Annotated in this window: 14 protein-coding genes; 8 read left to right on the top strand and 6 right to left on the bottom strand. The window is 43.4% G+C overall.

Features of this window, described 5'->3' with window-relative positions; translation table 11 throughout:
* Window positions 1-12 precede the first annotated feature (12 nt).
* The 8 genes from LZF95_RS22375 to LZF95_RS22340 all read left to right on the top strand — a co-directional run bounded on the left by LZF95_RS22375 (window position 13) and on the right by LZF95_RS22340 (window position 7,579).
* The gene (locus LZF95_RS22375) at window positions 13-1,170 is read left to right on the top strand and encodes an aminotransferase class V-fold PLP-dependent enzyme (RefSeq protein ID WP_233757525.1); all 1,158 of its coding nucleotides are present in this window, start codon (window positions 13-15) and stop codon (window positions 1,168-1,170) included.
* Between the two features lie 318 nt (window positions 1,171-1,488).
* Window positions 1,489-1,863, top strand: a complete 375-nt coding sequence (locus LZF95_RS22370; protein ID WP_233757523.1) for a hypothetical protein — start codon at window positions 1,489-1,491, stop codon at window positions 1,861-1,863.
* A gap of 240 nt (window positions 1,864-2,103) precedes the next feature.
* On the top strand, window positions 2,104-2,940 hold the full coding sequence (locus LZF95_RS22365) for an MbnP family protein (RefSeq protein WP_233757521.1): 837 nt from the start codon (window positions 2,104-2,106) through the stop codon (window positions 2,938-2,940).
* Window positions 2,941-2,971: 31 nt separating this feature from the next.
* A complete protein-coding gene (locus tag LZF95_RS22360; RefSeq protein WP_233757519.1) occupies window positions 2,972-4,063 on the top strand; it encodes a cytochrome-c peroxidase in 1,092 nt (363 codons plus the stop codon).
* Between the two features lie 10 nt (window positions 4,064-4,073).
* Window positions 4,074-4,955 (top strand): MbnP family protein, encoded by an 882-nt coding sequence (locus LZF95_RS22355; protein ID WP_233757517.1) that lies wholly within the window; start codon window positions 4,074-4,076, stop codon window positions 4,953-4,955.
* Window positions 4,956-6,050: a cytochrome-c peroxidase gene (locus LZF95_RS22350; RefSeq protein WP_233757516.1), complete on the top strand. Its 1,095-nt coding sequence runs from the start codon at window positions 4,956-4,958 to the stop codon at window positions 6,048-6,050.
* A complete protein-coding gene (locus tag LZF95_RS22345; RefSeq protein ID WP_233757515.1) occupies window positions 6,047-7,015 on the top strand; it encodes a transporter in 969 nt (322 codons plus the stop codon). Before LZF95_RS22350 ends, LZF95_RS22345 begins: the two co-directional genes overlap by 4 nt.
* Before the next feature lie 90 nt (window positions 7,016-7,105).
* On the top strand, window positions 7,106-7,579 hold the full coding sequence (locus LZF95_RS22340) for a PAS domain-containing protein (protein ID WP_233757514.1): 474 nt from the start codon (window positions 7,106-7,108) through the stop codon (window positions 7,577-7,579).
* 101 nt (window positions 7,580-7,680) lie between these two features.
* Here LZF95_RS22340 and LZF95_RS22335 read toward each other — a convergent pair whose 3' ends face one another.
* The 6 genes from LZF95_RS22335 to LZF95_RS22310 form a co-directional block, all read right to left on the bottom strand.
* A complete protein-coding gene (locus LZF95_RS22335) occupies window positions 7,681-8,457 on the bottom strand; it encodes a LytTR family DNA-binding domain-containing protein (protein WP_233757513.1) in 777 nt (258 codons plus the stop codon).
* 9 nt (window positions 8,458-8,466) lie between these two features.
* Complete coding sequence (locus tag LZF95_RS22330) at window positions 8,467-9,522, bottom strand: sensor histidine kinase (RefSeq protein ID WP_233757512.1); 1,056 nt, start codon at window positions 9,520-9,522, stop codon at window positions 8,467-8,469.
* A gap of 137 nt (window positions 9,523-9,659) precedes the next feature.
* Window positions 9,660-10,337, bottom strand: coding sequence for an ABC transporter ATP-binding protein (locus tag LZF95_RS22325; protein WP_233757511.1), 678 nt, complete (start codon window positions 10,335-10,337; stop codon window positions 9,660-9,662).
* 25 nt (window positions 10,338-10,362) lie between these two features.
* Entirely contained in the window at window positions 10,363-11,604 is a 1,242-nt protein-coding gene (locus LZF95_RS22320; protein WP_368670797.1) for an ABC transporter permease, read from the bottom strand.
* Window positions 11,601-12,719, bottom strand: a complete 1,119-nt coding sequence (locus LZF95_RS22315; protein ID WP_233757510.1) for an efflux RND transporter periplasmic adaptor subunit — start codon at window positions 12,717-12,719, stop codon at window positions 11,601-11,603. Before LZF95_RS22315 ends, LZF95_RS22320 begins: the two co-directional genes overlap by 4 nt.
* Window positions 12,720-12,743: 24 nt before the next feature.
* A complete protein-coding gene (locus LZF95_RS22310; protein ID WP_233757509.1) occupies window positions 12,744-14,066 on the bottom strand; it encodes a TolC family protein in 1,323 nt (440 codons plus the stop codon).
* Window positions 14,067-14,930 lie beyond the last annotated feature (864 nt).

Here is a 14,930-nt window from a genome sequence, read left to right as displayed (position 1 = left end):
AACTCCTATATAATGGATTCTCAGAAACACCTATTTAACCTTGACCCGGATATTCATTATCTCAATTGTGGGGCCAGATCCCCACTGTTGAAGTCGGCTGAGGCTGCTGCTATAGCAGCACTTATTCAGGCTAGAAATCCTTCTCAAATTACACCTGAAGATTTTTTCACTTTACCCAAAGAAGTTAAGGGAAGATTTGCAGAGCTTATAAATTGTGATCCCTTGCAGGTCGCCTTGATTCCTTCCACTTCTTATGGATTTGCCACCGCATTGGGGAATATTGCCTGTAAGCCTGAGCAGCATGCCATCGTGTTGGAGGATGAGTTCCCTAGTGGGTACTTTTCATTAAAAACCTGGTGTGATAGACATCATGCGGAGCTGAAAGTTGTGGGGCCTGACAAGGAAACAACAACTCAGGGAGAAAGTTGGAATAAAAATATCCTGGAGAGTATCACCTCGGAAACGGCAGTTGTGCTGATGTCTTCTGTTCACTGGACGAATGGGTTGAAATTTGATCTGGAGAGTATAGGGCAAAAATGCAAATCCGTAGGGGCAATTTTCATAGTAGATGGCACCCAGTCCACTGGAGCGGCCGAAGTGGATGTGAAGCGTTTTAAAATCGATGCGTTGATCTGCGCCAGCTACAAATGGCTCTTTGGCTCCTATGGGATGGGGTTTGCATTCTATGGACATGCTTTCGAAGGAGGAGAGCCTTTAGAAGAGTCTTGGCTGAACAGAACCAATTCACAGGACTTTGGTAACCTGACCCACTACGACCATGAATATGCGGAGGATTCCGGGCGGTACAATGTGGGCGAGATGAGTAACTTCATTCTCTTGCCTATGCTCAATGAAGGTCTGAAGCAGATAAATGAATGGACTGTGGAGAGAATAGAGAGGTATTGCCGAAAGCTCACGGCACCACTTTATGAATACCTGAAAAGCTTGAACGTGGAGCTCGAAGATGAGTCATATAGCTCAGCACATCTATTCGGTTTGAAACTCCCGGAAGATATAGATCCTGAACTTTTGAAAAAGAACCTAGAGGAAAGGAAGATTTCAGTATCTAATAGGGCAGGGAAATTACGGGTGTCTGTGAATGTGTTTAATAAGGTTGAGGATATAGATGTGCTTATCGAAGGTTTGGAATCAAGCAGACTCTTCAAATAAAAATCACGTTGGATTAATTAGCGGGCAAATGAGAATGTTTTTGACTTCATTCAGTTTCGTTGACTTTAATATATAATATGTATATCCGCTTTTCTGCCAGTAAAGCATTTTAGCTTATGGACAACAATAGAATTGAGGCCTCTACCGTCTTCCGTCTTCCGTCTTCGGTCTTCAAGCCAACTGAGCAAAGAAAATATCTATACTGGCATCATTTCGGATAATCACAATATGTAATTATATATTTACAAAAGAGTTGTCGGGCTAGATTTATTTGTTGAATTACTTTGTCATTGTTTTATCTGATTGTATTTTTGTGCTGTGCTGAAAATACTCATACATATTTCTCTTTGCTCCATACTCCTGCTGAACAGTATGGTGTATTCCGTAATCCAGGGAAGCTATGAGTTGAATAAAGCTTACATCATAGAGAATTTCTGTATCAATAAGGATAAGCCTATGATGAACTGCGATGGCAAATGCTACCTTGCGGAGCAGATGAAGGCTCAAAAAGAAAAGCAGGATGCAAATTCTACCCATAAATTCGCTATGGACTTTGGGGTTTATATTCCAGCTTCAGCAGTTAGTCAAGGTTTTAAGCGTGATTTTACTTTGGTAGGCAGTTTTTTGGCTCCCTATGTTGAGCCTTATACCGTTTTATTGATCAGAGAAGTGGTCAAGCCACCCAAGATTTGATTTTTTAGATCTTCCTGTTATTTCTTCTTTCCGGTTAATGCGTGTTATTGGTGCCAACTTGGTGTGGCATCTGTTTGTGATGCTGTTTTTTCATATATGGATTTGAAAAATATAGCCTGATTCGGAAGTTTATTTATTAAGGATAATCTTATTTATCGCGTTGTATTATTATGCAATACATGTTTTGTGTTGTGGTGATATAACTATGTCTAATTTTCAAAATATCAATTAATATAATTTATGTGTTTATATAAAGATCTACTAAGCAAGTCTTTTGTTCTCCTCTGCTCATTTGTTTTAGTGGTATCCTGCACTGATGATGCGGATCCTATAATGCTGGAAGCGGGAGGGGATACCCGTTTGGTGATTGATGCCCGTTTTGGTGAGGATGATTTTGAGCTGAACAGACCGTTTCAAACAACATCCGGTGATCAGGCTTTAAATTACGAATTCTCTAGATTACGGTATTGGGTGGGGAATGTAATACTGGTGAATGAAAATGGGGAAGAATTTAGTGTTCCTGATTCCTATTACCTGATGGAGGAAACGGGTGAAATACCTGTGCAAGAAGGAACCTACGGAAAAGTCTATTCTGCAAATAAGCGGGAAGAGATTGCACTTTCGGGGATACCTGCAGGAGAATATAAAGGTGTGAAATTCAGTATTGGTGTAGAACCAAAATACAACGATAACCTTACCCTGCAGATCGGTGAATTGACTCCTATGAACGGAATGGCCAAAGATAGTTGGATGTGGTTCACCAGCTACATCTTCACCTCCGCGGCAGGCAGGATGACCCTTGCTTCTGATTCAGAACAATCGCAGAACTTTTTCCTGGAAACGGGTTCCAACGAAATGTACGTCCAAAAATCTATAGAATTTGATCAGCCTATACGCATCAGTTCGGCTACCTCATCTGTGATAGAGTTGAATCTGGACGTGCAGCAGGTAGTTTCTCTTGAAAATGCATGGGATAGTGCTGTCATAGGAGCAACTGATGTGGGCAAGATGGAGAAGTTGAGGGATAATTATGTAAATGCGATTTCCTTTAGCTCAGCATCTTTCGCTTCAAAATAAAAATTGACTACCCACACACGGGCTTCTTTTTATGGGCTTTAACTACGGCATCGGTATTTCTTCAATGGTCTGTTTAGCTGCCCTTGGCATGGGCAGTTGTGCTGCAATAGAAGAAGAGCCGATGCCTGATGTTAACGCTACCCCAACTAAATTGGAGTTAGAAGTCCCTGATGGATTTCCTTCTCCGGTGTATATGGAAGATAATCCACTTACAGAACAGGGTGTTTTACTGGGCAAAACTCTTTTTTTCGATAAGTCGATTTCCGCTGATGGAAGAGTCTCCTGTGCTAGTTGTCATAATCCTGCGCTGGCCTTTTCAGATGGATTGGCTTTAGGGGCTCAAGGGGTTAGTGGTAAAGCTTTGGAGAGGCATTCCCCCGCTTTGTTTAATCTGGCGTGGATGGGGAATGGGCTGTTCTGGGACGGTGGGTCTAAAAATCTCGAATCACAGGCATTAGGCCCTCTCACACACGCTGATGAAATGGGGATGGATCTCGCTGAACTGGAATATGTACTTTCTCTCAATCCAAGCTACACGGAAATGTTTGACGCTGCTTTTGAAGATGGTACTACGGCTGTCAATGTTGCAAAGGCACTTGCACAATTTCAACGTACGCTAGTGTCGGCAGATAGTAAGTATGACCGATGGATGGGTGAGGCTTCAGGGGTGCGGTTTACTGATTCAGAACTTAAGGGATTTGCATTGGTTAAAAAGCACTGCGCTTCATGCCATTCAGGAGAGCTCTTTACCGATAACAAATTTCATAATAATGGGATAGATGAGGATTTCTCTGATACTTCCCATGAGATGATCCGTTTGGGTAGGTATAGGATATCTCACGCTGAAGCGGATATGGGAGCCTTTAAAACCCCTTCTCTCAGGAACAGTATGGTCACGGCTCCCTATATGCATGATGGTCGATTTGGGACGATGGATGAAGTTCTGGATCATTATGCCAATCAAGTGGCTAACACTGCTTACACAAGCAGATTGGTTTTTCAAAATGGCGAAAAAGCGGGGATTCCCCTTTCCCAAGAAGACATATCTGCAATTAAAGATTTTCTACATACCCTGACTGACCAGGATTTCATAGGCAAAGATTACTGGACAGACTCAAATTAACTAAATACACATGAACTATATAAATCAGAGAATAAAGGTCTTTGTATCCAGCATATTAATGGCAGGGATATGTTTGCTTGTCAGTGTTTCTTGTAATTCGACCGAAGACTCCTCGCCAGATCTGACCAAAACAGGTGAATTCTCCATTGAATTTGATAACATCGTGGGAGAGGAGACTTTTGGTCTTGAACCACGACAGTACACCAATGCCAAAGGAGAGGTGTTTTCCATCCGGACTTTACAATACTTCATCAGTAATATTAAGCTTTACACTGAGTCGGGAGAAGAATATGTCGTGCCTCAGGAGGAAAGTTATTTTTTGGTACAGGCACAGGACAGAAATACCCGGTTTACCAAGGTGACGGTGCCGGAAGGGGATTATACCAAGATCTCCTTTGTCTTGGGCGTGGACAGTTTGAGAAATACCAAGCCTGTAGAAGAGCGTCCGGGCGTGCTGTCTTTTGATCCGAGCCAGGGACATGAAGGTGGAGGCATGTACTGGGGATGGAATAGTGGCTATATTTTTTTCAAGTTTGAAGGTACCTGTGATCTGATCACTGATGATCAGCAGGGAGACCCTACCGGCAACAAGCAGTTCAAATACCATATTGGAGGATTTGGCGGGTACAGTGCCCCTACACTAAATAATATTAAAGAAATCTCCATGGATCTGAATCAGGGAGGGATTGCGCAGGTCAGGGAAGGCTTGAGGAGTAATGTGCATTTATTCGTGGATGTAATGAATGTTTTCGACGGACAGCATGCATTCAGTATTCCAGAGCACCCCAATGTGATGTTCAGTGACTATAGCGTGAACATCGCCAACAATTTCCCGGGGATGTTCACCCATGACCACACGGAGAATTTTACAAGAGGAGAAGACGAACTGTAAATGGATGCAAAAGAGAATACCCGGTTTAGCCCCAGGCTTGATTGGGGTGGGGTTGCGGTGTTTTTGGCGGTTTTGATTTTCTCATGCAGTCCCGGAGAGGAACTGCCTGAACGGTTTTCCGGCTTTGTGCAGCCGCAGGGATTTCCGGAAGCAAGCTATGATTTTTCCAGAAATGAAGTTACCAAAGAAGGTTTTGAACTGGGGAAAAGACTCTTCTTCGAACCTAGACTATCCCGCAATAACACCATAGCCTGTGGAAGCTGTCATATACAGTCTGCGGCCTTCACCCATCATGGACATGATGTGAGTCATGGTATAGACGATCTGCTGGGGATCCGTAATCCCATGCCTATTATGAACCTGGCATGGGGTGAAGAGTTCTTCTGGGATGGAGGCGTATTTGATCTGGACCTGGCAGCTGTCAATGCGATTACCAGCCCTGTGGAAATGGATGAAAATGTACCTAATGTGTTAAAAAAACTTCGGGAGCATCCGGAATATCCTGACTTGTTCAAAAAAGCTTTTGGTACAGCTGAGATTACTGATGCAAGGTTTTTCAAAGCCTTGTCCCAATACATGCTATTGGCCGTGAGTGATAACTCAGACTATGACAAGGTGAGAAGAAATGAAGCTGGAGCAGCTTTTTCTCCACAGCAATTGGCAGGCTATCGGGTGTTTGCCAAAAACTGCGCCTCCTGCCATGCTGAGCCGCTGCTCACTGACCAAAGCTATCGCAACAATGGTTTGGCTCCCAATCATATTAATGATCAGGGAAGGTTTGAGGTGACGCTCAACGATGCTGACCGCTATAAATTTAAAGTGCCAAGCCTCCGCAATTGGCAATATACTGGTCCTTACATGCACGATGGGCGTTTTTTGACACTGAACAGGGTAATTGAACATTACCGTACGGGAATGGTGGATTCAGAGACACTTGATCCTGTTTTTAGAAATGCGGACGGGTCAATCGGCATCGCTATAAGCGATGTGGAAAAAGACAATTTAATAGAGTTTCTCAACATACTGAATGACCGGGATTTTGTTACGGATCCACTCTTGGCAGAACCGGTTATCAATAGCTCCTTCAACAAATGAAAATTAAACTAATAATAATTCTTCTTTTACTCGCTTCTCCGCTTACATCATTGGCTTGTGATATCTGCGGTTGTGGTGTGGGAAGCTATTATCTGGGAATATTGCCTGATTTTAGCGATAAGTTTATCGGTGTGCGTTACCAGTCAAAATTGCTGACAACCCATCTTGGCCCGAACGGGAACCGTACGCCTTTGACCTCAGATGAAACGTATCAGAGTATGGAGGTTTGGGGGGCTTGGAATTTCGGCAACCGTTGGAGAATTATGGCAATTTTGCCTTACAATTTTAATACACGGAAGATTGAGCGAGGTACTGTAGCAGGTGAAAAGCATGGTCTGGGAGATGTAGTGGCTATTCTGAATTACAAGCTGTTCGAATCCCGTGTCACTACCGGAAATGATAAGTTTCTTGCACATTCGCTCTGGGTGGGCGGCGGAGTGAAGGCGCCTACTGGGAATTATGAAGACGGTGAACAAATCATGCCTAATTCTCCCAACAACTTCCAGTTAGGCTCGGGAAGCACGGATTTTATGTTCAATGCGGCTTATGACATACGTCTGATGGATCTTGGCATCAACCTCAATACTAGCTATAAGCTGAATACGGAGAATAGCTATGAGTACAGGTATGGCAATAAGTTCACAGGAAATATACTGGGCTATTATAAATTCAATGTTAAAGATAAAGTCCGTATCGCGCCCAATGTCGGTCTGCTCTACGAAACCCAGCCTCAGGACATACTATACAATAAATATAAGGTCTATCAGTCAGGAGGAAGCCTTCTGAGCAGTGTAGTGGGAGTGGAGATGAATATGGGACGTGTTTCTATTGGAGCAAACTATCAGATTCCTTTGAGCCAACATCTGGCAAATGACCGCGCATTGGCAGGAAATAGGCTGATGACGCACATTTCCTTAAATCTGAAAGGGAAGAAGAATAAGGAGGAGCATGTTTTTGAGTTATGATGAGCAGTGTTTTATTCTGTACAGAAATGCAAGACTGAAAATAAATCAGCTAGCTAAAACAAAAGGAGGCTTTTGGTGATTTAATCTTATATGAAGGAAAAAATCACGCTGAAACATGTCCCTCTGTTAAGTTGGGATCTAAGCAATCCGCTCTCCGCTTTGAAAAATAACAGGGCAATAGAGCTAGCTCAGCTGACCCAGCTTGCAGGGAAGAACGGATGGCAGGTGGATATTAAATCAGAACTGGAGGTGTATTATCATGCCATTGTAGTGACGGATATACAGCAAAATATCCATTGGGTAAGCCAGGGTTTCCAATCCATGACCGGCTACCAGCCTGAATTTGCTATAGGTAAAACCCCCAGCTTTCTTCAAGGGGAAAATACATCTACCGAGGTAAAACAAAGAATTAGGGAGAATTTGGGTTCGGGAAGGCGGTTTACAGAAACGCTGATTAACTATAGGCAGAATAGGGAGGAATACCGCTGTCAGATCACTGTAGTTCCGCTGTCGAATTGGGTAAATGAGATCACTCATTTTATGGCTCTGGAGAGAGAAATATAATAATTGGCAAGAGGGGGATTGATGGCAGAGTACAAATGTACCGATTGCAAAAAAAAGTACTCTTATAGATTAGTGTGAACTATACCTTATAATATATAGCATTAACTCCCCAACAGCCATTTTTTAAAGATCTGTGCTTTTTCGCGACTTACATCGAGAATAAACTGTTGAGGTACGTGTAGCTGTACTTTAATTCCTTTATGGGTTGATTTGATGTGCATTATATTGTCAACCCGAATGATGAACTGACGGTTGGCGCGAAAAAACAACGCAGGATTGAGTTTTGACTCCAGTTCATCAATGGAATTAAAATCCGTCAGGTATCTCTTCCCATCCCTTTTCCACGTAAAAATCAATTCATCTTTCTGAAAACAGCCGACTTCATCCTGGATCACAGGCATAAATCCCTGATTGTGCTGCACAAGAAAACGCTCTAAATATAATTGTCCCTGAACGCTCTGTCTCAGGCTTGCATTTAAGTTGGGCAGGCGATAGGACTCCCATCTTTTTTTTAGTTTTTCCAGCGATTTTCTCAGATCATCCTTTCCGATAGGTTTGAGAAGAAAATCTACACTGTTTACCTCAAAGGCCTTAAGGGCGTATTGGTCATACGCAGTGGTAAATATGACGGGACAGGCAGGTTCATACTGTTCGAAAATATCAAAGCTTATCCCGTCTGAAAGCTGGACATCTGAAAAAATAAGATCGGGCACTTCATTTTTATCAAACCAATGGAGTGCCTTTTTTACGCTGGTCAGGATGGGATAAATCCTGGCCTCGGGGATAAGTTCTCTGATGTTTTTGATCAGCCCATTGGCCACTAGTGATTCATCTTCTATAATCAGTATTTTTGGCGTTGTATTAAAGAAAAATTCCATTTTCACGGGTTAACTGACATTTTTGTAATCAAGTAGGACACGATCTTGTATTCTGAGCAGAGGAATTTCCACACTGAAATGATCCTCCGTACTCCGGATCGCTATAGGTGTCTCTGTAAGAAAGGCATAAAGTGATTTGAGGTTATTCAAGCCTTTCTTGTTGCTGCTTTCAACAGACTTCTTTGGAAGAAGTGAATTGACCACCATCAGTTTATCCAGTTGGGAGTAAATCCTGATTTGGAGTGGATGGTCCTCGTCCATTTGGTTATGCTTCACCGCATTTTCGAGAAGTACCTGTAGTGTAACCGGAACTATGCCCAAATCACACACTTGGGGATCTACTTCTACCCTGATATGGATGGTATTTTGAAAGCGCGTTTCCAACAGAAAGATAAAATGCCGAATAAAATCCAGCTCACTGGAGATAGGAACCAATGTGCGTTCTTCATTCTGAAGCACATAGCGGTAAACCTTACTTAGGTTTTGAAGAAAATCCGAAGCCAATTCCTGATTATCATAGATCAGACTGTTCAGCGAGCTCATGGAATTGAACAGGAAGTGTGGATTGAGCTGATTTTTGAGGTTGTCAAACTGTACTTGGGTTTTCTCTTTTTCAAGCTGTTCCGTCTTTAGAATTCCGTTCTTCCACTGGTCAAAGAAAAATTTTGCAAAAAAAACACTGTTGATTAAAAAGGATAAAATAATGTAAGTGGCATAGGCAGTGGTATTGAACATCCTGCCCATTGGCTCGTCAAAAAACTGCGCTGCGTATGACAATATAATAGTGCCGAACAGGCTCATAAAGAGTACTCCGATGGTCAGCTGTACTCCAATCCGCCTGGCAATTCCCTTTTCAAAGGGCAATGTCTTGTTCAGGTAGCTGTTGACTCCCCGGAAGACTTCCCACGCGATGACAATAGAAATATATGAAATCAATACCGCCTCCAGTGTCAATCCTCCTTTCAATTCCAAAAAGTCCCATACAAAGTATCTTACGATGCTCCCTACGGTGGCGAAGGTCAAAATAATCCCGTATTCCAGCCAAAAATACTTACGCTTAAACATGGGAAATTTCGGGATAAAATAAGGGCAGCTCTTTTTCCATCTGGTCTAATTGCTTTACACAGGCTTCAAATTTAAGAAAATATAGTTCCCTTCGGATCTGAGTAAGCTGATCCTCTTTTTTTTGTGTAGAAGGATGTTTAGCCGACGATTTTCCCATCCCTCATCTCTATTATGCGGTCTGAATTGGCTGCAAAATCATCATCGTGGGTGACAGCGATGATTGTCTGCCCAAAATCACGTGTCAGCTTTCTAAATATATCAAATACAATATCTGAATTGGTGCTGTCCAGATTACCCGTGGGCTCATCTCCCATGATCAATGCCGGATCATTGATCAATGCTCGTGCGATAGCCACACGTTGCTGTTGCCCACCCGAAAGCTTGGAGGACATTTTACCTGCCTGATCAGCAATACCGAGCATTTCCAGCTTCTCCATTGCCCGATTCCTGATCTTGGTCTCTGGATATTCCCCAAGCTTCAGAGCAGGAATCATCACGTTCTGTAGGGCTGTAAATTCAGGAAGGAGAAAATGAAACTGAAACACAAATCCGATGTTGCGGTTCCGAAATCCGGCCAGGTAGTCGGCACGCTTTCCTGTGAGATTTTCCCCGCTGATTTCCAGCACCCCTTTATAATCGGTGTCCATGGTACTCAGCAGATACATCAAGGTAGATTTCCCGCATCCGGATTTGCCTACCAGACTGAGGAATTCCCCTTTAAATACTCTTAAGTTGATGTCATTGAGCACCTGAAAGGTCTGCGGTTCATGGAAATATTTGTTGATTCCCTTTGTTTCTAATATAATCTCCTTCATTCTAAATCGATTAGCAGTTGCATGGCTAGATACCACGGATAATTTCAATTGGATCTACATGGCCGGCTTTGCGGGAGGGCATATAACCCGCCACTGCGGTAGTGGCTACTCCAAATACAATCCCTATTACATAGTACAGCGGATCAAAACTCACCGGCAATGCATCAATGGCAATCACATCCCCACCGTCAAAGGGAGCCAACGAAAGTAAATAGGACAGAATAAATCCAAGAATTAGCCCCAATACACTTCCCATTAAACCGATAACCAGCGATTGCGTCATAAAGATGCCGGTGACATCCTTTGCGGCAAATCCTGTCGCCTTGAGGATAGCAATATCTTTCATCTTACTGAAAATGGTCATATTCAGAATATTGTAGATCCCAAACCCGGCCACAATCAACAGGGTAATGGATACAGAATAGGTCATAATATTCCGTATCACCGCCCCTGCCAAAAATGTCGCATTTGCTGTCTCCCAGTCTTCAGCTTTGTATCCGAAAATAGATTGTATCTGTACGGCTTTGGCTTTTGCTTGATAGAGATCTATCAGCTTCACATTGATGTCAGTGATGTAGCTCTGGTCTTTGCCAAGAATTTTCTGGACCGTGGATATATTCGCATAACTCCGGGAATTATCAATTTCTCCAAGTCCCATCTGAAATATTCCAACCACTTTGAGCGATATGGTAACTCCCTCTGGTGTCGTGACGGTTACGTTGTCACCAACCGAAAGCGAGAGTGTTTTGGCAAGTCCACTTCCCATGATCAGACCGTTGGTGGTGGTGAGCAGTCCGGCGATTTCTCCTGCTTTCATTTTGGAAGAAAGGTCAAATAACTTGTCCTCTTCCAATATGTCCACCCCTGCAATGTTCCCGTTGAGCTGCACGGGACCGAAGTTGTAAAACACCTGACTGGATAGCTGTGGGGCGGCGCCCAGAACATCAGGATCCCGACGAATCAATTCTGCTATCTGGAAGGCATTCCGGATTTTTTGAGATTCATTTTTGGGTTTGGGGTGATGCACAAAATTAATCCCTTCGGGATTCAGCTGGTCCATAATGGAAACCCGGGACTCAGTGATATCCTTGTAAATATGGATGTCCGGTGAGGAGGTCATTGTGAGCTCTTCTGTAAAATTATTGAGCCCACTCATCAGACTGACCATGGCCACGAACATTCCTATGCCAAAAGTGACCCCGAGCATAGCCACCAGAGATTGCTTGGGTTTCGCCAGCAGATGGGTCTTCGCTATGGAGAGAATCACCCTGATGGTTTAATAAGTTTCGTGTTTCGGTCGATTCCTGATAAAACTTCCACCTCACTAAGAGTCCTTAGCCCTATCTCTACTTTTACTTTCTTTTCTTTGCCGTCTTTTTCTATCATGATACTGTCTCCCTCCATCAGTAAATTCCGTTGGATCACCAGTACGGAATCTTTTTCCCTGGTCACAATATTTGCCTCCAATGCCAATCCGGTATATTTGCCGGGCAGCTGATCCTGAACAGCTGCGTCCACCCTCAGCATCTGGTCACGCGGATCCACTTTAGTGTAGATTTTTTCCAGTTTGGCTTCATACATGCTATCGGGATAAGCATCAATCTTTAGCATCACTTTTTGACCTGTTTTTAGTCGGGATATATCCTGTTCATCCACTTTCAGATTAGCTATAAATCCGCCTTCCATTCCCAGCACAGCCAGTAAGTCTCCTTTGCGCACGAGTTCTCCGGGCTCTTTTCCACTCTGAAAAAAAGTCCCGGGCTGTTCGGCCCTGACGGTATAAAAGCCGGATTCCTCCCTGGCCGACAATAATTGTTGATAGGCTTGATCCCGCTCGATTTTTAATTGATCCCATCGGTTTTCCAGGTTGTTTTTGCTTTGGATCCAAGACAGTTTGGAAGAATTGAAGGCAGTGACGGCCGCCTCATATTTCGCTTGGGAAGTTGCCTTTTCATTCCACAGGTTAGTGTAGCGTACATAGTTGATCGAGTCCGCTTGATATTTTTCCCATGTAAGCTGTACTGCATTCTGGGCTTCTGCCAACAAGGGGCTATTGTCGCCTGAGTTCTTGCTGGCCAGTTCATATAGGTTTTGGGCGTTGGCCAACCTTGCCTCTTGGGCCGTGCTGGCGATTTCAAACAATTCCTGGCCTGCATCCACATAATCCCCCTCTTCCACAAACCGCTTCTTTAGAATCCCTTCTGATTGGGCAGTAAGTTCAAATTCTCCCCGAGATTGGATATAGCCTGAAGCATACACTGCCTCAGTCAGGGATTTGATCTCTGGACTCAATGTTTCCCCGTTTCCACATGACACCAAAACAGGGAAAATCAGGTATCCCCAAAAGGTGATTTTATTGGACAGATGCTGCATTATGGGCATGGGTTAAATGTGCTTTTTGATTGTTTACTCTGATTTAATTTCGATCAAGGCTTTTGCGATCAGATAATCCGCCATACTGTTTAGGTACTGTCGTTGATTGTCCCAAAGTTCCTGTTGTACCTGGAGCAGTTCGTCTGCACTGATCACTCCTTCTCGGAGCTGGATCTGGGCGAGACGATAATTATCCTGGTACACAGTATAGGTTTCCCTGTAACTTTCCAGAATTTTAAGGTTTTGGGCGAGATCAGTGAATAAATCATGCTGCTCTTGGATCAAGTGTTGCTCAGTTTGACGCAGCCTGGCTTCCGCAATTTCACGTTGCAGTTTGGTTGAATTGATTTGATTCCGGGTGAGATTACCTCCGAAAATATTCCATTCCAATCTCAACCCAATCATCGCCGTACTGAACCATGTGTAATTGGACATTCTCATATCATCAGACCAGGCCTGTTGTGAATACCTTCCAACAGCATTCAGTGTAGGGAGATGTCTTTGTCGGGAAGCTTTTAGGTTCCGCTCTGCCAATTTCAATGATACTGTAGCTCCCTGGTAGTCAGGCTGTGTTTCCAAAAGGTAGCTAGGGATACCCTCCGGCATGGCCTGATAGGTAACAGTCTCCGTCAGGTGGATAGAATCTCCCTGATCCAACCCTATTAGATACTTCAGTTTGTTTGAGTTAGAAGAAGTTGAGGAGACTTGCTGATGGTATTGGGACTTGGCCCGGAAAGCAGCTGCCTTGAGACGCTGGTAAGGAAGAGGTTCCAGAACTCCCTGATCAAATTGGTGCTTGGCGGCTTGATGGATACTATCAGCAGCTTTGTAGTTGTCTTCACTAAGCTCCAAAGCTTCTTGGCTAAGTAAGGTCAGATAATACGTACGGGCCAGTTGTTCTTTGTGATTTTGACGGGTTGCCTGTAATTCAGAGTTGTTGAGTTGTTTTTCCAGTTTGGCTGATTTTACCCTATTCCATGCTTTGGTATCGACTAAGGGGAGACTTGCTTGCAACCCTACATCCAATTGGTACTGGGTACCAAACTGTATTTCAGTAAAGGTGCCCGGCTCTCCGCCAAATGCCTCAGAAGGCACCAATTGAACAGGAAGCTGAAGAAAATTGTCATAATTCCCATAAGCTTTAAGCTGGGGCATTAATCCTCCCTTTGCGTTACGTACTTCATAGGTCTGCTGATCAGCTGTCTTTTCCCAGATCAGGAAATCCGGCTGGTGTTCTTTGGCATATTCAAAAGCCTCTGTCCAAGAGCTGAAAGACAGATTCTGCCCTGATGTATGGAGGAGAGAACTTAATGTAAAAAGAGTGACTAGCGTATAACGGCGGATCCAAATCGACATGACATTCCCAGAATTGACATGGTGAATATGGAACGCCAATGGATCAGTGGAAAATATATCTCTGCGAAGCGTTAAAAAAGCGTACGGAAATGCAGGAATTGGATCTGGAGCCGTATGATTGGGGAAGTTGTGTTGACATATCCCAGACTTCGCTCTATTCCCGACTTTGTAATCAATGAATACTATAGTCAGATTATAGATATGATTGGTTGCGGTTTATCCTACCTTACCTCCCATAGAGAATCCTATGTAAAAGTTCACACTGATTTCTGTAAGATCTATGATCAGTAAGCAATTCATTTTCTTTTTTGTAAAAGAGTTCATGATTAAGGATCGTTAAATTCTTTTAAATCAGTGAAATAGAATAGATTTTCAAGACACCTTTTTCTATATTTTCTATCTATATCATCATCTAACTATTTATATGATTCTATAGTCTGCCCCAACTATTAGGTGTGTCCTTTAAAGGATCAGTCTGAATATCTGGGGTGGGATCATGATGCTTGATAATGTAATTAACCTGTGTTGGACCCCGTAGCCACCAAGCCACCATAGTTTTTACCAGAGCTATAGGGATCCCCACCAGTAGAAGTGACCTAGGATTTACTGATCGTGCCGTTGGCACTCTTGGCGAATTCATTCGGATTTCCCATCCCTGAATTTCGCTTTGCTGCATTCAGGGCGGTTACCTGTTGTGCCTTTGGCACATACGCTTAAATCAACTTTCCGGCTGATCCGATTTTCCTTGCCAAAGGCAAGGCCTGTAAATGCCCAGAATGCAATTCTGGGTTAATGAAGCAGATATGTTTTCAGAGTGCCAACGGCACGATCAGTAATGTAAAGGGATTTGTGATCAGCCCAGTA

The organism is Algoriphagus sp. AGSA1, from assembly GCF_021390545.1.
Classification (GTDB): Bacteria; Bacteroidota; Bacteroidia; order Cytophagales; family Cyclobacteriaceae; genus Algoriphagus.
The sequence above is the reverse complement of the archived record's forward strand: the minus strand, read 5'-3'. Positions and strand labels throughout refer to the sequence as shown.